Annotated in this window: 22 protein-coding genes and 1 riboswitch; of the genes, 6 read left to right on the plus strand and 16 right to left on the minus strand. The window is 52.9% G+C overall.

Annotated features, from left to right (window positions below; translation table 11 throughout):
• The first annotated feature begins 36 nt into the window (after window positions 1-36).
• The 4 genes from dctP (at window position 37) to RAL91_RS23830 (ending at window position 4,550) form a co-directional block, all read left to right on the plus strand.
• A complete protein-coding gene (dctP, locus tag RAL91_RS23815; protein WP_306258714.1) occupies window positions 37-1,023 on the plus strand; it encodes a TRAP transporter substrate-binding protein DctP in 987 nt (328 codons plus the stop codon).
• Window positions 1,024-1,092: 69 nt separating this feature from the next.
• Entirely contained in the window at window positions 1,093-1,641 is a 549-nt protein-coding gene (locus tag RAL91_RS23820) for a TRAP transporter small permease (protein WP_306258715.1), read from the plus strand.
• Window positions 1,641-2,957 (plus strand): TRAP transporter large permease, encoded by a 1,317-nt coding sequence (locus RAL91_RS23825; RefSeq protein WP_306258716.1) that lies wholly within the window; start codon window positions 1,641-1,643, stop codon window positions 2,955-2,957. Before RAL91_RS23820 ends, RAL91_RS23825 begins: the two co-directional genes overlap by 1 nt.
• Window positions 2,958-3,035: 78 nt before the next feature.
• A complete protein-coding gene (locus RAL91_RS23830; protein WP_306258717.1) occupies window positions 3,036-4,550 on the plus strand; it encodes a malonyl-CoA synthase in 1,515 nt (504 codons plus the stop codon).
• A 43-nt stretch (window positions 4,551-4,593) separates the two neighbouring features.
• Here the strand turns inward: RAL91_RS23830 and RAL91_RS23835 are convergent, their stop codons facing one another.
• From RAL91_RS23835 to RAL91_RS23855, 5 genes are all read right to left on the minus strand, one after another.
• Entirely contained in the window at window positions 4,594-5,124 is a 531-nt protein-coding gene (locus RAL91_RS23835) for a hypothetical protein (protein WP_306258718.1), read from the minus strand.
• Window positions 5,121-5,546, minus strand: a complete 426-nt coding sequence (locus RAL91_RS23840; RefSeq protein ID WP_306258719.1) for a hypothetical protein — start codon at window positions 5,544-5,546, stop codon at window positions 5,121-5,123. Before RAL91_RS23840 ends, RAL91_RS23835 begins: the two co-directional genes overlap by 4 nt.
• Before the next feature lie 198 nt (window positions 5,547-5,744).
• Complete coding sequence (locus RAL91_RS23845; protein WP_306258720.1) at window positions 5,745-6,176, minus strand: curlin; 432 nt, start codon at window positions 6,174-6,176, stop codon at window positions 5,745-5,747.
• 173 nt (window positions 6,177-6,349) lie between these two features.
• On the minus strand, window positions 6,350-7,354 hold the full coding sequence (locus RAL91_RS23850; protein ID WP_306258721.1) for an agmatine/peptidylarginine deiminase: 1,005 nt from the start codon (window positions 7,352-7,354) through the stop codon (window positions 6,350-6,352).
• Between the two features lie 77 nt (window positions 7,355-7,431).
• Window positions 7,432-8,253, minus strand: a complete 822-nt coding sequence (locus RAL91_RS23855) for a Stf0 family sulfotransferase (RefSeq protein WP_306258722.1) — start codon at window positions 8,251-8,253, stop codon at window positions 7,432-7,434.
• 469 nt (window positions 8,254-8,722) lie between these two features.
• On the opposite strand from RAL91_RS23855, the gene RAL91_RS23860 reads away from it, so the two are divergent.
• Together RAL91_RS23860 and RAL91_RS23865 are read left to right on the plus strand one after the other, a co-directional pair.
• A complete protein-coding gene (locus tag RAL91_RS23860; RefSeq protein ID WP_306258723.1) occupies window positions 8,723-9,367 on the plus strand; it encodes a cytochrome c biogenesis CcdA family protein in 645 nt (214 codons plus the stop codon).
• Entirely contained in the window at window positions 9,364-10,599 is a 1,236-nt protein-coding gene (locus tag RAL91_RS23865; protein ID WP_306258724.1) for an MFS transporter, read from the plus strand. The genes RAL91_RS23860 and RAL91_RS23865 overlap by 4 nt, the downstream gene beginning before the upstream one ends.
• A 328-nt stretch (window positions 10,600-10,927) precedes the next feature.
• Here RAL91_RS23865 and csgH read toward each other — a convergent pair whose 3' ends face one another.
• From csgH to RAL91_RS23920, 11 genes are all read right to left on the minus strand, one after another.
• Window positions 10,928-11,326: a curli-like amyloid fiber formation chaperone CsgH gene (gene csgH / locus RAL91_RS23870; protein WP_306258711.1), complete on the minus strand. Its 399-nt coding sequence runs from the start codon at window positions 11,324-11,326 to the stop codon at window positions 10,928-10,930.
• 87 nt (window positions 11,327-11,413) lie between these two features.
• Window positions 11,414-11,845: a curlin gene (locus tag RAL91_RS23875; protein ID WP_306258725.1), complete on the minus strand. Its 432-nt coding sequence runs from the start codon at window positions 11,843-11,845 to the stop codon at window positions 11,414-11,416.
• Window positions 11,846-12,120: 275 nt separating this feature from the next.
• Window positions 12,121-12,369 carry a hypothetical protein gene (locus RAL91_RS23880; RefSeq protein WP_306258726.1) on the minus strand — a complete coding sequence of 83 codons (249 nt, stop codon included), beginning with the start codon at window positions 12,367-12,369 and terminating at the stop codon, window positions 12,121-12,123.
• A complete protein-coding gene (locus RAL91_RS23885) occupies window positions 12,359-12,856 on the minus strand; it encodes a hypothetical protein (protein ID WP_306258727.1) in 498 nt (165 codons plus the stop codon). Before RAL91_RS23885 ends, RAL91_RS23880 begins: the two co-directional genes overlap by 11 nt.
• Window position 12,857: 1 nt before the next feature.
• Entirely contained in the window at window positions 12,858-14,096 is a 1,239-nt protein-coding gene (locus tag RAL91_RS23890; RefSeq protein WP_306258728.1) for an agmatinase family protein, read from the minus strand.
• A 13-nt stretch (window positions 14,097-14,109) separates the two neighbouring features.
• Complete coding sequence (locus RAL91_RS23895) at window positions 14,110-14,886, minus strand: ATP-binding cassette domain-containing protein (RefSeq protein ID WP_371932564.1); 777 nt, start codon at window positions 14,884-14,886, stop codon at window positions 14,110-14,112.
• A 50-nt stretch (window positions 14,887-14,936) separates the two neighbouring features.
• The gene (locus RAL91_RS23900; RefSeq protein ID WP_306258729.1) at window positions 14,937-15,758 is read right to left on the minus strand and encodes an ABC transporter permease; all 822 of its coding nucleotides are present in this window, start codon (window positions 15,756-15,758) and stop codon (window positions 14,937-14,939) included.
• 58 nt (window positions 15,759-15,816) lie between these two features.
• Window positions 15,817-16,911: a putative urea ABC transporter substrate-binding protein gene (locus RAL91_RS23905; RefSeq protein WP_306258730.1), complete on the minus strand. Its 1,095-nt coding sequence runs from the start codon at window positions 16,909-16,911 to the stop codon at window positions 15,817-15,819.
• Window positions 16,912-17,008: 97 nt separating this feature from the next.
• A riboswitch (guanidine-I (ykkC/yxkD leader) is annotated at window positions 17,009-17,122 on the minus strand.
• A gap of 145 nt (window positions 17,123-17,267) precedes the next feature.
• A complete protein-coding gene (gene uxuA / locus RAL91_RS23910; RefSeq protein ID WP_306258731.1) occupies window positions 17,268-18,479 on the minus strand; it encodes a mannonate dehydratase in 1,212 nt (403 codons plus the stop codon).
• A gap of 15 nt (window positions 18,480-18,494) precedes the next feature.
• Window positions 18,495-19,535, minus strand: coding sequence for a Gfo/Idh/MocA family protein (locus RAL91_RS23915; protein WP_306258732.1), 1,041 nt, complete (start codon window positions 19,533-19,535; stop codon window positions 18,495-18,497).
• A complete protein-coding gene (locus tag RAL91_RS23920) occupies window positions 19,528-20,580 on the minus strand; it encodes a Gfo/Idh/MocA family protein (protein ID WP_306258733.1) in 1,053 nt (350 codons plus the stop codon). The genes RAL91_RS23915 and RAL91_RS23920 overlap by 8 nt, the downstream gene beginning before the upstream one ends.
• Window positions 20,581-20,680: the final 100 nt, after the last annotated feature.

Here is a 20,680-nt window from a genome sequence, read left to right on the forward strand (position 1 = left end):
GCCGGAGAAAATCTGGTCACACTTACGGAGGAAACTATGAAAACGAAATTTCTGACGACAGCAGCCCTTGTGGCCTGCTTTGGATTCGGAACAGCCGCAAGCGCTGAAACGCTTCGTCTGTCGCATCAATGGTCAAACAAGGACATTCGCCACGAAGTGGCTCAAATTGTCGCCGACGAAGTAGCTGGCGCCGGGGTTGATCTTGAGATTCAAATCTTTGGATCAAAATCATTGTTCAAGCCGCGCGAGCAGTATCGCCCGCTCAGCCGTGGCCAACTTGATATGGCCGTCTTGCCGCTGAGCTATGCAGGCGGACAACAGCCTGCATTCAATCTGACGCTGATGCCTGGCCTGGTCAAAAACCACGATCACGCAGCCCGTCTGAGCGCATCGCCTTTCATGGCCGCTCTTGAGGAAAAAATGGCCGATGATGACGTCATGGTTCTTGTTCATGGCTATCTGGCTGGTGGTTTTGTCGGCAAAGACAAATGCATCACGGCACCGGAAGACGTAAAGGGCTTGCAGACCCGCGCGGCTGGCAAGGCATTTGAACAAATGCTGGCTGGTGCCGGTGCGTCCATCGCATCCATGGCCTCCTCGGAAATCTACAATGCCATGCAGACAGGTGTTCTGAATGCAGCAAACACCTCATCATCCTCGTTTGTGTCTTATCGGATTTACGAACAGGTAAGCTGCTACACGCCTGCCGGTGATGTTGCGCTGTGGTTCATGTATCAGCCACTGCTGATGAACAAATCAGCCTTTGAAGGCCTGAATGCTGAACAGCAAGCCGCATTGACAGCCGCTGCAGCAAAAGCTGAGGCCTATTATCTGGCGGAAGCCAAAAAGCAGGATGCTGCATCCGAGCAGGTCTTCCGTGATGCTGGTGTCGAAATTGCACAAATGTCTGCGGAAGACTTTGCCGCATGGCGCGCATTAGCGCAGGAAACATCCTATAAGGCCTTCGTAGAAGAAGTGCCGGATGGTCAGGCGCTTCTCGATATGGCTTTGTCTGTCGAGTAATCCTTATCTGGAAGGCCGCCTTAGGGCGGCCTTTCGAATACACGCCCTAAAATTTGAAGGAAACCCGCTATGGCTGGCCAAAGCGCGGCCGTCGCATCGCGTACGGGCAATAACCCGTTCCTGCGGATTGTGGCTGCACTCTCTACGATTGCCGGATGGTGTTCAGCAGCGATGATTGTCGCTGCGGTAGGAATTACCTGCCAGATGATTTTCATCCGCTTCGTACTGAATGGCTCTACCATTTGGCAAACGGAGGCGGTCATTTACCTCGCTATTGCCGCGACCTTGATTGGATTGCCTTACGTCCAGCATTTGAGAGGACATGTAAATGTGGATCTCATTCCACTGTCACTTGGCAAACGCGCACGTTTCATCATGGCGCTGTTTACCCTGACACTCTCCATCACGATGGTGGCAATCATGCTTTGGTATGGCTTCGAGTTCTGGCATCTGGCCTTTGAGAAAAACTGGAAGTCTGACACCATCTGGGGCGTTCGCCTTTGGATACCCTATGCAGCACTGCCAATCGGATTTGCCCTGTTCCTGCTGCAGTTAATTGCCGACCTCATCGCTGTTGTCACAAAGATTGACACCCCTTTTGGTTTGGAGGAGGCGTAATGGATCCGCTCGCATTAGGCGCAGTTGTCGCCGTTTCCACCATTTTCGTACTCTTCTCAGGCGTTTCGGTCGCCCTTGGACTGCTCATCGTTTCCACCGGATTCCTGATGATTTTTGACGGCATGCGGTCTTTGGAGCTGCTGCCTGAAATCCTGTTCGGCAAACTTGATAATTTCGCGCTTTTGTCAATTCCGATGTTCATCATTATGGGCTCGTCCATCGCATCAACCCGCGCCGGGGCTGACTTGTATGAAGCTCTGGAACGTTGGCTGACCCGCGTTCCCGGCGGCCTTGTCATCTCGAATCTGGGTGCCTGCGCCTTGTTCGCGGCCATGTCCGGATCCAGTCCGGCAACCTGCGCTGCCATTGGTAAAATGGGCATCCCGGAAATGCGCAAACGCGGCTATCCGGACGGCGTGGCAGCCGGGTCAATTGCCGCTGGTGGTACATTGGGAATTCTCATCCCGCCGTCAGTGACGATGATCGTTTATGGTATTGCCACAGAGACATCAATTGGCCGTCTCTTTCTGGCCGGCGTCATTCCCGGCTTGCTGCTGGTTACACTGTTTATGGCCTGGTCGCTTTATTCCACCTGGAAGTCCGGTGACAGGGCATTGCTCGCGTCCGGAAGCTATACCTGGAAAGAAAAATTTGAAATTCTTCCCCGCGTTATTCCGTTCCTCCTGATCATTCTTGGCGTTCTCTATGCCATGTATGGCGGTGTCGCCACGCCATCTGAAACAGCCGCCGTGGGCGCCCTGCTCTGCCTCCTGATCGCAATGCTGATCTATAAATTGTGGAACCCGAAAGACCTTTGGGTGGTGTTGCGGGACAGCACCAGGGAAAGCGTGATGATCCTGTTCATCATTGCAGCAGCTGGTGTGTTCTCATACATGCTGTCGAGCCTGTTCATCACGCAATCAATCGCCGCATGGATTGGAACACTGGACGTGAACCCATGGGTGCTGATGGGCGCCGTGAATGTCTTCCTGCTGATTGCCGGCTTCTTTCTGCCACCTGTTGCCGTGATCCTGATGGCAGCCCCCATTCTGTTGCCAATCATCACCACAGCCGGTTTCGATCCGATCTGGTTCGCAGTTATTCTGACGATCAATATGGAAATCGGATTGATCTCTCCGCCGGTCGGTCTCAACCTTTATGTCATCAACGGCATAGCTCCGGATATCTCGCTAAAGACAATCCTGACTGGATCACTTCCCTTTGTGGCCTGTATGGTTTTGGCAATCATCCTGCTTTGCATCTTTCCGGGACTGGCCACCTGGTTGCCAGATGCGGTCATGGGAACTGCGATATGAGTAGATTTGGTGACTTTCGAACGGCCTATGCCCGCACGCTCTATGCGTTGACTGAATATTGAAAGCAGGAGCTTGATGATGGCTAATCCTCTCTACGACACCCTTTTTGGACAGCATCACGGCAAACACACACCGTTCCTGCTCCTGCAGGACGGCGAAATCATAACTCATGCGGCCTTCCTTAAAATGGCTGCACGATACGCCCATTTGCTGACACAGATTGGCCTCAAGCCGGGAGACCGGGCCGCTGTTCAAATTGAAAAATCACCACAGGCTCTGGCTGTCTATGCCGCCTGTGCGCAGACGGGTATCGTGTTTCTTCCGTTGAACACGGCCTATACCGCTGATGAAGTGACATACTTTGTTGAAGACAGCGGCGCGCGCATTTTGCTGTGCGATCAAAAGAATGCGGAAGGGTTAGCGCCTGTCGCCAAAGCATGTGGCGCTGTTCTGGAAACCATAAATGAAGATGGTTCGGGTACGTTTCCTGCTAAGGCAGAGGCAATGCCCGAAATCTTCGAAACCGTGGCACGGACTGAAGACGATCTGGCTGCCTTTCTTTATACATCAGGCACAACGGGCCGGTCCAAAGGCGCGATGCTGACACAGGACAATTTGCTGTCTAATGCGCGGGCACTGGTTTCAGAATGGCAATTCAGCGCAAAAGATGTGTTGCTGCATGCGCTCCCTATTTTTCACACGCACGGGCTGTTTGTTGCATCGAACATCACTCTGCTGGCGGGAGGTCAGATGATCTTCCTGCCCAAATTCAATTTGGACGCCATCGTTGCCCACCTCCCCCGCGCAACAACAATGATGGGCGTGCCCACATTTTACACACGGCTTCTGGGCGACAGCCGCTTCACAAAAGAGCTTGCCAGTCACATGCGGTTATTCGTGTCGGGCAGCGCCCCGCTTCTGGCCGAAACCCATATCGAGTTTGAAAAGCGAACCGGCCATAAAATTCTCGAACGCTACGGCATGACCGAGACAAACATGAACACGTCCAACTCCTATTTTGGCGAACGACGCGCCGGTACGGTCGGGTTCCCATTGCCGGGGGTTGAGTTGAAAATCACTGACAGCCAAACCGGTGCAACACTGCCGCAAGGTGACATCGGCGAAATTGAAATTCGCGGGCCGAATGTGTTCAAGGGCTATTGGCAAATGCCCGAAAAAACGGCTGAGGAATTGCGCGCAGACGGGTTCTTCATCACCGGAGATCTTGGGCAGATTGACAGCGATGGCTATCTGCAAATCGTAGGTCGCAACAAGGATCTCATCATCTCGGGCGGATACAACATCTATCCCAAAGAGATCGAGTTGCTGCTGGATCAGGAGGATGGAGTCCTGGAAAGCGCCGTCATCGGCGTGCCACACCCCGATTTTGGTGAATCTGTTGTCGGCATCATTGTTGCCAATGGCAGCGCTGAACCTGACCTTGCCGCCATCACTTCCAATATCAGCAAATCTCTGGCACGCTTCAAGCAACCACAAAAACTGATCATCTTGCCCGAACTACCACGCAACACGATGGGCAAAGTGCAGAAGAAAGCACTGCGGGATCAGTTTGCTGGGCTGTTTTCAGCCTAGAGGGCCCTGGTTCAAGAAAATCTCTAGCCAATGGCCGCCGGGGTCACTTTGCGCAACATTCCACGGACAAAAAACAGGTACGATCGCCGTTAGCACCCGTGCATCCCAGATCGTTGTACATGCATTGGGTCAGCCCGGCATTCATCATTTCGGCCCGGGGACGACCCAACGTACTATGGGCTGCGCTCCGTGCGCTCCCGTTGGTAGCACCTTTGCCTTCTGCAATCTCGGAGCGCTGACATTGAGAGGGCTGAGCATTGTCACTCTCCACAACTTCCGCTGGCTCCACAACTTCCGCCGGCTCCACAACCTGCGCCGGTCGGCATTTGGCCAATTGCGCTTCGCGAATTGCGGTTTCGCCGGATGCCGTCCCCTCACCCACCAACCGGCAGAACCCGGCATGACCAGCCGCATCGCTATGCCAGCGCAAGCCGGAAAATCCGCAACCCAGCGCAGTATTCTCATTCTGTTGCGCCACTGCAGCAGAACCATAATCAGCACAATTCGCAAGAGCCACACCGGAAGAGACGCTGAACAACAAAATTGCCAGCGCCTGCAGCAACAAACGGGTCATTTGATTTCTACCATCAAGCCCAAAAGACTGGCTTCTATTTGTTTCACCAACTTGGGCGCCCGATCATCAGCATCTCCCGATGTCGACCAGCTTTTAAGGGTCGCCATGAAGGTCACGACATCCTTGTTTCCTGCGCGTTTTGCGATGCCCTCAATGATTTGTGCGTTGGTGCTGATAGCATTCAACGCAGCATCGCGCCCTTTTGATTCACCGTCGACACCGTCAAATTTCAAAAGTGTGATCAGCGCATTATGCAACGCCTTCTGCGCCATCTGGAATTGCGATAGATCGGCCTTGCCAACAACAAGTCGCTGATCGTCCGGAAATCCAATATTCTGGATGGCTGCAGCCGGGTTTAACAGGGTGATGCCAAGCAGCATGCAGGCCAAAATAAGATTTCGGGGAAAGCACGAAAGGGTCATGAAATGTCTCCTTATGTGCAATTACCTTGCATGAATATGGTTAAATCAGCAAGTTTTGGGGCGATGGAAGTAATGTGTCGGCTAAAGCGGCTTTTGAAATCCCCTTTTATGAGAAGGGAAAGTAGTTGGCAAAAACAGAATGGCCGGGGATCAAAAATCTCCCGGCACATCTAATTGTTTCAATTGATTTACAGTGGCTTATGGGCAGGCTTGAACAAAGGCTGCAACATTGCCGCTGCCGGCCTGGCCAACATTTGCGTTGCAGTTGTTTCCAACCTGAACACCGGCTGCGATGTTGCCATTGCCGTCCTGTGTCAGGACTGAATTGTGGTTGTTACCAAACTGGCCAACACCGGCCTGATTGCCATTGCCGATCTGAACTGTATCAGCGGCATTGTTGAAGCCGCTCTGGCCGGTTGCAGCCACATTGCCATTGCCGAACTGTTCGGAAACGGAGTTGTTGAAAGCGCCGTCCTGGAACACACCGATCAGATTACCGGCGCCAACCTGGCCACCGCCGGCTGCATTGCCGAAGCCGAATTGTTCGATGTTGATGCCGTTGGCCAGTGCAGGGGCCGAAAAGCCGGTGACGAGTGCGACTGCTGTGACGATAAGGGTAAGGCGTTTCATGGGTCTGTTTCCTCAAAATTTGGTTTTATTTGCTTCAAAACCGCTTGATTGCGTTTCGATGAAGACACCATGACCCGCATCACCTGAACCATTTTGGAACCGGTCATTCATATTGCGTTCACAGGTTTTCGACGTACGAAGATTTGCAGAAATCACTTGCCGCGACAGCTGACTCATAGCGCGGGCATCTGTTGTGTTGCGCAATGAATGCCGCCACCAACTTCACCCAGGGCATCCACATTAAGTGTCACAATTTCGCGGTCAGGATAATGCCGTTTCAAAGCATTGACCGCCATTTGATCCGTTTCCCGGTCGCCAAACTGCGCAGCGATAACGCCGCCATTGCAGACGTAATAATTGGCGTAGGAAGCAACAAAGTCGATGCTCTTGACCCGTTTGCGGTCTGGTTCGGGAATAGTTTCCACATCCAATCCGGCAGCAACCAGATTGTCATGAGTATCAAGAGCCGCCAGATGAAACGGGTCATTCATGTCAGGACGATCCGGAAGATTAATCAGCACACGCCCCGGGCCGGTAAACCGGGCCAGACTGTCAATGTGATAATCAGTAATATCCTCGCCCCAAACCCCGGGCGACCAGATCATGCGGTCCGCGCCATAGGCGGCCAACAATCGCGTTTCGATCTGGCTTCGTGACAGTCCCGGATTGCGGTTTTCATTCACCCAGGAACTTTCATGAGCCATCAACAGGCCATGCCCGTCATGCTCAACCCCGCTAGCTTCGCCTTTCAGGCCACTGGCGATCAACGGCAGGCCAAGACGTTCAGCCACGTGCTGCGCAATGCGCCCATCACGCTTGTGAACCTGTTTTCCGCCCCATCCATTGAACCGAATATGGCTGACAGCAAGCTTGCCATTGGGCTGCCTGGCAAATAGCGGCCCGGAATCCCGGCACCATAAATCCTCAGTGGGAATATCCCAAAGCTCCACTTTGTCGGATAAAGCCCTGCGAACCTGCGCATGATCGCTCTCGTGTGCCAGCATCACCACCGGCTCAAACGCGACAATTGAATTGGCAATGTCAGCAATGGTTTGCTGAAGAATCTCAAGAAACTCAGCATCGGGGTGGACCTCACGGTTCACCGGCCATTGCATGAAGGTACGCTCGTGGAAATCTTCCTCTGGCGGCACGATTAGATTGTGTGATGTGTTGGACATTACAGCTCCCCCCGCAGCGCGCGCTATAGAGCTTGCAACGCAAAACGCAGCACTCCCGACCAATAAACCTCTCCGCTTCACTGTGCATCTCCGGTTTCGGCAAGAAAGCGTGCCTGCCAATTTCGGTTGGTCGAATCTGCCAGTTTGCCGACGCCAGGGTTAATTCCCTTGGCAGCTTCAGGGTCCAACTCCAAAGCCTCCAATAAGCGGGCCAGCTCATTTGCGGGATCAGCCGAAAGCGCATCATAGCTGATACGAAACGGGTCTATTTTCTCGCTTGCAAACCAGTTTTTCCAATCGTCATCAAGGGCAATGAAATTCGCAAGATGCCGCGCGATTTCATCTGCATCGTAAACCGGCTCTTTCGGTGATGAGACGCGCTCCAGTTCTGTCCCATCAGGCGCTTTATGCCAAAGCCCTGTCTGGGTTGCCTTAACGAAGGAAATCGCCTGTTCAAGCTTGTTGCAGCGCGTCAGATAAATGAAAAGTGTGTGTCCAAACGCAGCCTCAAACCGCTCCGCATCACTGTTAAGTCCCGGATGCAAAACGTTCATTTTCTGAATGAGAAAATCAAAACTTTTCCTTTGCACACGCAGGCCAAAGATTCCTGTGTGGTCAGTGCCGCGCGCGCGAACTGCATCAAATACGGCGTCCAGTACATCCCGTTCCGCGATGTCTTGATCCAGGGATAAATCCAAACTCCGCGCCCAGTCCTGTATCGAAGGATTGTGGAAATAGGAATTCGGATTTCCCGATATGCGCGTCGCAGCCAGAAGCTTACAAAGCAAGGTGCTCCCACTTCGCGGGCTCGTACAGATCACATAAGACTGATATTTCGCCATAATAAATGGATTACGCGGATGCTCCGCCCTCCTGAAACTGGCAACCTGCCTACGCATGGACGTCGTAAGTTTCAATGAAAAACACAATCTGATCCACTGTCGCGCCGGGATAAGGAGCAGATTTTTCTAATGCGTTGCCTGATCGGCACATGAATTCAATTGGCGAGAGTGGTCAATCAATTTCCTGGCGGCGCCCTTCCCGATTGGCATTGTGCTGGGAAAAACTTTGTTCGTTGAGACTCTGAATACGGGCGACATGATCTGTATCGGACTGGTCATGATATTTGTAACTGCAGCACATTGGCTCAGGCGCTGGTTGAGGCATTTATTCAGCAATTGAGCAGCGCGTTGAACCGTACCAGCGGACAGAACGGAACGAAAACAAATATGTTCCACAATGGACAACAGGTGTTCGCAAAAATTTGATGCTTTCATTTTTCCACCAACTTGACGTTCCCGTTGCTGGATAGTTTACGGTGTGAATGGCTCGGGAGAGTATATGGAATTTACAACACTTGAACTTGTCTTGTTGCCAATCGGTTTGGGTCTTTTGGGATTTATCGAGCCATGCACCATCGGCGGACATCTGCTCTTTCTTGAAACTCAGGCTAATCGAACCCGCCGTGAAAAATTTAACGCTGTACTGACATTCGTTGCTACACGCTCGCTCGTGTCTGGATTGTTTGGAGCGGTGATCGCATTTCTTGGCCAAGCAATTATCAGCGTACAGACCGGTTTTTGGCTAGTATTCGGAGTGATTTATCTCACCATCGGGATGGCGTTCTTGATTGGCAGAACGGGTCTCATCAAGCAAAAAATCAGTTTCGCGCCCGCCGCCTGGAAACGCGCTCAGAATCCACTCGTTCTCGGGCTGGCATTCGGACTCAACATTCCGGCATGCGCGGCACCAATTGTGTTCGGTTTGCTTGGACTTGCCGCTACTGCGGGAACGGTAACAACCGGTTTCGTGATGATGTTTCTCTTTGGTCTGTTTCTGTCGTCACCACTCGCGTTGTTTGCTGCCGTCCCCAAACTTGCCTCGTGGCTCGAAACACTGGGGCAGAAAATGAAGCGGATGCGATGGCTCATCGGTGTTGTTTTTGCCTTGCTTGGTCTCTGGTCAATCTGGTTCGGGCTGTATGTTGACCCCATAAACTGGTCAGGACAATGAGCAAGAAGAACCGTTTTGCAGGTGTAGCGGCGGCTGGAATTATCTTTCAGGCAGGATCAGCAGCGATTGATTCAGCAACCATCATGTCGTCACTGGTTTACCAGCTAACAGGCAGTCCGATTGCTGTAGGTGCGGTTACAGCAATCTTGAGATTCGGATGGTTGTTCCCGCAATTGATTGTTGGCTTCCTCGCTCAGCGTGGTGGCTCCAGCATGCGCTTTTATGTCATTGGCGCATTTGGTCGTGCAAGCTGTATGGCTTTGCTGGCGCTCATCCTCACCTTTGGAGCGGGTATATCCACTCTAACACTATCAGTTCTGGTATTGGTGATTTGGACAGCCTATTCCTTCATAAGCGGAATTGTAGCAGTTCCCTATAATGACATTGTAGCTCGTTCTGTTCCCTCGGAACTCCGAAGCCGATTGCTGGCTACACGCTTTTTTGGTGGTGGTGTTCTCGCTTTGGGAGTGGTGGCAATTGCAGACCGTTTGGCCAGTACGCTTATTTTTCCTTTGTCTTATGCAGCAATCATCGCAATGGCGTCTGGGTTGATGTATTTATCGTCCGTGGTTTTCACAGCAATGGGAGAACCAGAATCGACCACCAGAACGCCCCAAAAACCAACGTTTTTTCAATATCTGAAAGACGGCGTTGCAGTGTTTCGTACCAATCTGAAATTCAGAAAATTTGTCTTTGCGCAATGGTGTGGTGGTGGTGTTCTCATGGCCACGCCTTTTTATATCGTGCAGGCTGATGTCAACGGGATAAATCTAATAAACGTGGCACTGTTGCTGGGAGCACAAACTGCAGGAGCATTGATTTCAAATGCTCTGTGGGGGTGGTGGGGAGACCATTTCGGCAAGGCCAGTCTCCTGAAGGGCATTGCTGTTGGAAGAATTTTACCGCCTGCTGTGATTTTGCTTCTCACGTTCACCAATTTTTTTGATGGCAGCCAAATATTTTATGTATTTGTCGGGATATTCTTCATTCTCGGCGCTCTTGCCAATGGTCTGACAATCGCCGTGATTGGCTTCCTGATGGAAATATCGCCGGACAATCTGCGTCCTGCCTATAGCGGTTATTTCAACGCGATTACAGCTCCTGCATTCCTGCTCCCATTGTTGGCGGGAATTGTTGCCACAGTATTCGGGCTGACACTGGTTTTTGCCATTTCAATGCTTGCGGCAATTCTACAAACTTTCTTCCTGATACGTATTGAAGCAAATCCGTGAGCTGAGCAAAGATGCATGCCATTGCAAAAAGGATCGATTTTGCAGCGTGAGCACAGGTCGATAGCCTTGTAGATTGCTGTTTTTATTTTGTCTGCATTCATCAGACCTAACCTTAGAGGAAGACGTTTTAACCGAAAACCGTCGATTGGAAGAGAGTCTATGGCAAGCTGAATCTCGCTTTGACGACACTCTCATGGACAAAATATTTGCCCCAGATTTTTTTGAGTTCGGTCGTTCAGGGCACACCTATTGAATAATAGTGGTGCAAAAAGGGCTCCCTGTGACAGGAGCCCTTAAGTTGGAATGTTGGAGGCCAGAGATCTCATAATCAGGTGGCACCACCGATGCGCTCTGCGCAGTTGAAGGTCACACCGCTGACAGTGACTTCCAGACTGGCATCATAGACAGAACCGGAAGACAGCATCATACGGCCCAATTGGAGCGGCTCTCCGGCGTCTGCCCGGAAATTGCTGCCCTGTGACAGATTGGTACTGCCGGAACGCCCGGCGCTTTTGACCTTGAAGCGATACTGACCATTGATGGATGTATCACTGTGGATCATGGTTTCCAGCGTGATCATGCCACGGTTTTCTGTGGCTTTGATTTCACAGCTGATCGGATCATCCGAGGCATTGTCTGTGTTGGTTCCGGCCAGTGCGACGCCAGTCAGGCTGAGTGCCAGAAGTGCGGCAGAGCCGGAAACCATGTGTTTGCTAAAACGGGTCATCATATTGTCCTTTCTTTGGAAAAGCAGGATGGCCAGGGATCAAAAATCGCCCGGCGCATCTAACTGTTTCAAGTGATCTACCGTGGCTTATGGGCAGGCTTGAACAAAAGCTGCGACATTGCCGCTACCGGTCTGGTCGACATTTGCGTTGCAGTTGTTTCCAACCTGAACACCGGCTGCGATATTGCCATTGCCGTCCTGTGTCAGAACTGAATTGTGGTTGTTGCCGAACTGGCCAACACCAGCCTGATTGCCATTGCCATTTTGAACTGTGTCAGCTGCATTGTTGATGCCGCTCTGGCCGGTTGCGGCGACATTGCCATTGCCGAACTGTTCAGTAATGGAGTTGTTGAAAAGACCGTCCTGGAAAACACCGATCTGGTTTCCAACACCAACCTGGCCACCACCGGCTGCATTGCCGAAGCCGAATTGTTCGATGTTGATGCCATTGGCCAGTGCAGGGGCCGAAAAGTTGGTGAAAAGTGCGACTGCTGTTGCGATAAGGGTAAGGCGTTTCATGGTTTCTCTCCTAGAGTTAAAGTTGTTATCAACGTCGGCTACTTGACGTTGAATAAGGTTTAGGAGAGTGCGCCCGAACCATCCCTGAACCGCCCGTTCAGAAATCGTTCATCTGAGAAAAAATCGACCTTTGTAAGCTCAAATAGCCGTAAAATCCGCCGAAATGCTGGGTTTTCTGAATGTTGATTATTTACACACAGCTTGCGCCTTTAAGGCGAATGGGTCTGCCCGAGGCCTTTGGCACCCGGACAAACGATAATTCGATTGGCAGAATTCTAACGTTTATTCTGCGGCAGATGTGCAGCGTCTTTGCCGCGGGAGTGACGAACCACCCGCAACAGCACCAGCGCAAAACCACCGGCAAGGCCGGCCAGCACCAGATGAAACGGCGACTGGGCAATATGCTGCAGGGCGGACAGCACACCAAACTCTCCATGATAGCCGCTATGAGCCAAAGCCGGTTGCGCAATAATGGCCGCTGCAGTGGACAGGGTGATGGCGGAAAAAAATCTCTTAATGGTCATGATGGTGATGTCCTTTTTCTAGAATGTCGGATCGCTCGGAGAGTAGTGTTAAAAGATCAATGTCAGCCCGTTCGGTCAAAGACACATAGACAAAATTCATTGTCTCCCGTGCATCAACCATGGGGCCTGGAAATGGCAGGTAAGCCAGTTCCCGCGAACCGAAGGCAGGACAGGCTGTCCCGATCTGCCAGTTGGAAATGATGGTCGCATCCACCAGATTGAGCGTCAGCCCATCTGCGCCGGAACGCTGAAACGGAATTCCGGACAGGCGCAGATAGCTTGTCTTGTCTTCGGCCGTGCGAAAGCCTTCCACAAAACTGCTCGACAGAACTTTTAGCTGATCTGCATGAGCCGCATCGCTTTGGCCATGCACATGGGAATGCAGATGGTCCGCATGGGCGTGATTGTGCCCGACCCCGCCCATATCCTGAGCGTGATCATGGTCGTGGTGATGGGTGTGGTCCGTATGTGAATGATGTTTGCTCATATCACACCACATCCGGTCCGGCTGGAATGCTGACAGGCTTGTCGATGATATGCTTATGCGATCCCATTTTGCCATGGGAGACAAGCGTGCCAAGCACATCCACAATCACACGGGTTGCCAGCAGCGCAGTGATATCAGAGCAATCATAGGGCGGAGAAACCTCAACCACTTCCAGACCGCAAATGCCCTCCTTCGCCACCAAAGACACAAGTTCCAGCGCTTCACGGGGCAAAAACCCACCCGGTTCCGGCCAGCCCGTACCAGGCACAAAGCCGCAATCCACACTGTCGATATCGAACGAGATATAGACCGCATCGGCGTCTTTCCACGCCAGCTCCAGCGCCCGTGCTGCGGTTTCTGCCAAGCCCATTTCTTCCACATCGCGCATGGTAAAAATATTGGTGTTGCGCTTGCGTGCTTCCGTGACGCCTTCACGCGGCACCTGCCAGCCACCAATACCCACCTGCACCAGATTGACCGCAGGCACATTCACCAGATCCGTTGCATGGAACCATGGTGTGGTGTGCATCCGTTCATCCAGATCCTTCTCCTGAATATCAATGTGACGATCAAAATGGACAATGCCGATGCGCTTGGAGGTACATTGCGCAATGCCGCGTACACAAGGAAAGCCAATGGAATGGTCGCCACCAATCATGATCGGCAGCGCACCGGACGACGCCACATGGCTGACAGCCCGCGTAATCTGATCGAATGTTTTTTCGATGTTGGCTGGAATGGTGAACACATCGCCCACATCACACAGGGTCATCTGTTCACGCAGATCAACACCCATCTCATAATTGTATGGGGTATAAAGCGCCGAAATTTTGCGCAAACTCTGAGGACCAAACCGTGTGCCGGGCCGATAGGTGGTGCCACCATCAAACGGAATACCCATGACAGCTGCATCATAGGCGCCAACGGCTGTAACATCTTCAATGTAAGGTGCCTTCAGGAATGTATTGATGCCCGCATAATGCGGCAGTTCACCACGCGCAAAAGTGGGAATGGATTTGTCTTCCAGACAATCCGCACCGGTCAGCCCCATACGCAATGCCCATTGTTTTTCTTTCTCCCAGGCAGCCGAGGGCAATTCAGCTTCCTTTTCCGCAGCCTTCCAGCCACGCATTTGCAGCTTGTCAAAATCGGGATGGTGCTGATGGCGCGGCTTGGCCCGGCCGACATGGCCTCCAATCCGGCTGGCGCGAGTTGGGCTTGTAGAGAATAGATCGAACATGGTTAGTCTCCTCTTAATTACGCAATTGCGGCGCAAAGAGCTCATTTGGCTCCGGCGCTTTGTCTGTTGTGTTTTTGTTGAGTGGCAGATCGTAGGTAATCGTGGCCCCATAGGCCTCCGGATTGTCCGGGTCGTGGCGCACCTTGTCGAACACCAGCATGCGGGTGCCCAGTTTGAAGGCCTCAGAAATGTCATGAGTAACCATGAAAATGGTCATCGACATTTCTTCCCAGAGCTCCAGCAGCAATTCATGCATATCCACACGAATGCCCGGATCAAGCGCCCCGAAAGGTTCGTCCAACAGCAGAATTTTCGGACGCTTCAACAGGGCCTGCGCAATAGCAAGACGCTGTTGCATTCCGCCCGAGAGCTGCGTTGGAAACCTGTCCTTTGCAGCAGTCAGCCCGATTTTCTCAAGTGTCTCGGCAACGGCATCGCGGGCGGCCAACCTGGATTTTCCAAACAATCGCCCAGTAAAGCCGCCGCTTTCAAACTCACTCGCCAGAATGAGATTCTCTTCCACAGTGAGATGCGGGAATACGGAATAGCGCTGAAACACGATGCCACGATCCGGCGTCGGTTCCGGCGGCAGCGGCTCGCCATCCAGCAGAATGCGCCCATGAGTTGGCACTTCCTGACTGAGTAACAACCGCAAAAATGTAGATTTACCGCAGCCAGATGCACCAACAATGGTGCAGAATGATCCAGCTTCGACACGAAGGCTCAATCGCTCCAGAACACGGTTGTCATCATAATCCATCACGACGCCGCGCAACTCGATTTTCGGAATAGCTGTCCCAGCCGCGGAAGTAACGGGCTTGGAATTATCAGAAGCGATGCTCACAGGCTTTCACCCCCAAGATGATGCCAGGGGAAGGCACGTTTTGAGAGCAGCAACAACAGCCGGTCGAGGATAAAGGCCAGCAGCGTAATCCAGAACACGTAGGGCAGGATTACATCCATCGCCAGATAGCGCCGCACCAGAAAAATGCGGTAACCAAGCCCGCCAGTGGAGGCAATCGCCTCGGCTGAAATCAGAAAGATCCAGCCCGGAACAAGCCCAAGACGAATAGCGGTAATCAGACGCGGCAAGGTCTGTGGCAGCACCAGCCGCCAGATCATTTGCCAGACGCTGGCTCCCAGCGTTTCTGCCTTGATGATCATTTCCCTTGGAATATCCATCACCACCTGGGCAATGGAGCGCACCATCACCGGTGCCGTTCCAAGTACAATCAACATGATTTTGGAGGCTTCACCCAAGCCGAAGACAATAAACAGAATGGGCAGAATCGTAATGGGCGGGATCAACGAAATGGTCGCCACAAAAGGTGCAAAACTGCTTCTGGCATGAGGAATAAAGCCGATGGCGATGCCGACAACCAGCGCAATGGTGGTGGCGATACCCATGCCGATGCCAAGGCGCATCAGACTGTCAAACGTATCCGTCCAAAGCAGCAGATCACCGGAGCGCTTGTCAGCGACAAATGCCATGCGCCAGAAGCTGGCACCCATGGTTTCCAGCGACGGCAGCAGCTTGTCAGCCGGATTATCCAGGCGCCTGAGATGGCTGGCAACGACATACAGGATCAGCACCGCTATGAAGGGCAATGCGCCCATAAACAGCTTTTCCCGTCGTTGCAGTTTTCGGTTGATAATGCGCATGGCAAATCCGCGTTGGTTCTGGCCAGAACGTCAGGCCAGAACTTGTTGCGATTACAGACTAAAGCGCGCCATCGGCGGCCATTTGCATGTAACTGGTGTCAAAGCGCAGCTTCACATTGTCCCCATCGCCAAAAACCGATCCATCAGGAAAGGCCACACCAACAAATTCAGCGCTCGGCGCGCCTTCACCAAGGATGCCTTTGTCAAACAGGAACTCGGCCACGAATTTCATCGTGTCGGGCAAGTCGGTGGATTGGGTGAAACTCACCGCATCCGCTGGTGCAAAGAACATCTCTGTGGTTGCCAATTGCGCATCATATCCGGCCAGATCCGTTCCGGAGGCAACAGCCATGCTCTCGCGAGCAGCTTTACCTTCGTCGCTGTCGGACGCAATCAGTGCCATGACTTCGTACCAGGCACCAGTCAACGCCTTGCCGAATGCAGGATTGTCCGCCAGCGTCTTGGTATTCACCATCATGACATCGATGATTTCACCGGAAATTCCGGCACTGTCAAAGACCTTGGTCGCATTGGCCTGCGCTTCAATTTCAGACAGAAGCGGGTTCCATGTCACAATTGCTGTCACATCATCCGTAGCATAGGCGGCAATCATGTCAGCGTCAGAGGTGTTGACGACGGTCAGGTCCCGCTCCGAAAGGCCCACCGTATCGAGAGCACGTGCCAGCAGATAATGCGACACCGACAGTTCCACCAGATTGACGCTCTGGCCCTTGATGGCAGCAAGATCCGTGGCGTCTTTCAAAATAATGCCGTCATTGCCGTTGGAAAAATCACCCACGATCAACGCCGTGGTATCCACACCGCCGCCAGCGGGAATGGACAGCGCATCCATATTGGTCATGGAGCAGCCGTCAAATTGTCCTGCGGTATACTGGTTGATGGATTCCACATAATCGTTGATCTGGACGATATCGACGCTGATTTCGTACTTGTCGGCCCACTTTTTCATAATGCCGGAATCTGCCAGATAGCCCCAGGGCATCCAGCCAACATAGATCGACCAGCAAACGCTGAATTCAGATTTTTCTTCCGCCACAGCTTTGGTCATGCCGGTTGGCACCGCCAAAAGGCCAGCCACACACATTGCCTTGGCAAATATCTTGGCTTTGGCAAATGTCTTGAAATTGGTCATGCGCATCTCCTGTTTCATGTTCGGCCATCAAGCCGATTTGTAAGGAGTTTGGGCGCACAGACCGGGAGGAAGTTTGCGCGCGCAAACCTGTGCAGTATTCTCCCGGGTTTTTGTCCCGCCGTGTCACCAGGCTGTCTCGCCAGGCTTGCGTCTCTCGGACCTGCGTCCGGCTGAATCAATCAACCGCACCGGAACCCTAGACGCGCTGCACGCATTTAGTTTTGCAGGAACTATGCCATTTTTCAAAAATTGATTTTTTACTATATATATCAGATAAATAGAAAATATTTATGCAAAACAGAAAAGCCCTCAGCTCTTCTGTTTTGCCCATGATTTAGGCAGTATTTGATGATTGATTATTTTTCAGGCGACGCACAGGCCGCCATAATACCGCGCAATTCCGCCAGACCGCGCATCCGCCCTAACAGCGGATAACCCGGCATCCCACCTGCACCAATATCGTGCAGAATCTCCTGCCCGTGATCTGGACGCATCGGAATTTGCCAGTCGGCACGGCCTGCCGCCTTGCGGGCCACCTGCTCACGCATCAACGCCTTAACCACGGAGACCATATCTGTATTGCCTTCAAGATGGGCCGCTTCGTAAAAGCTGCTGCGTCCGGTAACACTCGGGCCTGTCCGACGTGTATTGCGCAAATGGACGAAATGAATGTGGCTGCCAAGCCGCTCGACAAACCCGGCACCGTCAAAACCCTCAGTGACACCCAGCGAGCCGGTGCAAAAAGTAATGCCATTGGCCGGACTGTCCACAGTCGACATCACATGAGCATAATCTGCCTCGGTTGACATGATGCGGGGCAGACCGAGCAGAGAAAACGGCGGATCATCAGCGTGGCAACAAAGACGCAAGCCAAGCTCTTCGGCCAGCGGCACCACCTCGGCCAGAAAATCTGTCAGATTATCGCGAAATTGTTCCGCTGAAATCCCCTGATAGGTTTGTAGCAAAGCGCGGATATCGTCCAAGGTCCAATTGTCATTGGCTCCCGGCAAACCGGCAACAATATTGTTCTGCAATGCAGTTTTCTGACCATCATCCAAGGTTTTGAACAATTGGGCAGCGCGCGCCACAAATTCTGCGGGATAGTCCTCATCAGCCCCTTCACGTTCCAGAATGAACAGCTCAAAGGTTGCAAATTCCAGAAGGTCGAAGCGCATCGCCGTACCGCCATGAGGCATTGGTGCACGCAAATCTGTGCGGGTCCAATCGAGGATCGGCATGAAATTGTAACAGATTGTTTGCATCCCGCACGCGGCCAGATTGCGCATCGATTGGCGATAATTCTCAATATGGATTTTGTAGTCGCCGGTTTGTGTCTTGATGGATTCAGACACCGGAAGGCTCTCCACCACCTCCCACAGCAAGTCGGAAGCATTCCCGTTGCGCCGCGTCGCAATGGCGCTCTGGCGCTTCTCAATTTCCGCAACCGACCAGACATTTCCAGGCGTCAGGTGGTAAAGTGCCGTTACAACGCCCTCCACACCAACTTGCAGCATATCATCAATCGTAATCGGGTCCGCAGGACCAAACCAGCGCCAGGTTTGCAGCATTGTCTTGCCTCTCTCTTATGTTCGGGAATCTGATGCTGCGAAGGGCAGCGCGGTATCAGCCATCAATTGAGCCTTCAAAGCCAGTTCCATAACCTTGAAGGCATGGGCCTGCGGCATGGCTGTTTCAGTCCGGTCACGAATGTCATTGGCCAGGTTCTGGAAATAGGGATAGCCCGCATCGGAACAGTCGATTTTCTCGCATCGGCTTCCATTCACCAGATAGAGGTGGTCAATCCCGTCATCCCGCGCAACATCGACATATTTGCGCAATTCAATGTAGCCCTCGGTCCCCAGAAGGGTCAGCCGTCCATCGCCCCAATTCGGCAACGCATCCGGCGTGTACCAGTCCACGCGAATATAGCCATGACCATTGGCGCTACGCAGCGCAATCTCGCCAAAGTCCTGAAGACCCGGATCATCCAGATTTGCGTAATTGGCCGCCGAGGCAAGCGTTACCTCAGCATCGTCCGAGCCGGTAAAATACAAAAACTGGTCAATCTGATGCGACGCGATATCGCACAAAATGCCGCCATATTTCTCACGCTGAAAAAACCACTCTGGCCGTGTTGGCCGATTAAGCCTGTGCGGCCCCAGCCCGACCGTCTGCACAACCCGGCCAATGGCTCCAGCTTGCACCAGTTCTGCAGCCCTGGTAACGCTGGCAACCTCGAATCGTTCTGAAAAATCCACCGACCAGATACGCCCTGTCTCCGCCACAGCGGCCTTGATATCGGCAAGCTGATCCAGACTGATGCAGCCCGGTTTGTCGAGCATCACATCCTTGCCGTGGCGCATTGCTTCAACAGCCAGTGCCGCGCGATCTGCCGGAACCGCTGCAATCAGGAACAGGTCAATCGAGGGATCATCCAACAACCCCGAGCGGTCAGAAAAGCGTTTTGCGTCAGGAAAGCGCTTGGTGAAACCCTGCAGGGTCGGCGGTTCGCCATCGGTCCACCAGCCAGCAAATTCACAGCCAACATCAAGCATGTTCTGTACCATGCCGTAAATGTGCCGATGATCCAGCCCGATGGCCGCAAATCGAATGGGATCAGTCATGAGTTTTATCCAGTTCGGAAAGAGTAACTGCCCGCTCTGTGCGTGATGACAGAGCAAGCGCATCAATAAGGCGATGAACCGCAAGCGCCTCGCGCCCGGGCGCTATCGGCGGCCTGCCGGAGCGGATCGCGTCCGCAAAGTCTTCAATCACGGCCTGATGCCATTCATGGGTAAACGCCATTGGGTCCGCACCGCCACCACTGGCCATATCTTCGCCAATGGTCTCTGTGCGGCCATCCTGCCAATGCAAGTCCAGCTTTCCCGATTTCAGGCAAACAGACACATGTTCACAATGCAGGGTGATGGATTCTGCCGATCCTGGATAAGACGCCGTGCTTGCCGTCAATGATCCGATAGCCCCGCTTTCAAAATCCAGCCCGGCGGTGACGAAATCCTCTGCCTCCATCCTGTGCAGCGCGCTGGTACGTGCCATTGCCTGCACTTTTTTGACTGCACCCGTGAAGGACAGGGCCAAATCCATCGTATGGATCGCCTGTGAAATCAGAACACCGCCGCCATCGCGCGCATAGGTTCCCCGCCCCGGCTCATCATAATAGGATTGCGCACGCCACCAGGGCACTGCAATTTCGGCAACTCGGATCGGTCCGGTTTCACCTGAACCAAGAAGCGCCCGCAGCTTCTGCGACACCTCACGCGCCCGGTGCTGAAACACAATACCAAGGGTCACACCGGCAGCTTCACACTGCTCAACAATCGCACTGGCAGCTTTCCAGTCCCGCTCGATAGGCTTTTCCAGCAGGATATGTTTGCCAGCAGCAACCAGCTTGCCAATGATATCCGCCCTTGCATTGGGCGGTGTCGCCACAATGACAAAGTCAATCGCGGCATCTCCGGCGATCTCGTCAACGGAGGTGTAAACGCGCACGCGCTCCACAGCGTCTGGCATATGCTCTTTGATGAAAGCAGCAGCCTTGCTGGCATCGCGGCTGCAAACACCGCGCAGCGTCAGACCCTTGGTACTTGCTTTGATGGCATTCAGATGCGTCGCGGCCACCATACCCAGACCGATCATGGCCAAATTCATTGCAAACACTCCATCAAGGCTTAGCCCGTCACCAGAAAATACCCGGTTTCAGAGCTTGGCAGGCAACCTGCAGGCCGGTTGTGCAATCTTTGTATACCGG

Source organism: Pararhizobium sp. IMCC21322, from assembly GCF_030758295.1.
Classification (GTDB): Bacteria; Pseudomonadota; Alphaproteobacteria; order Rhizobiales.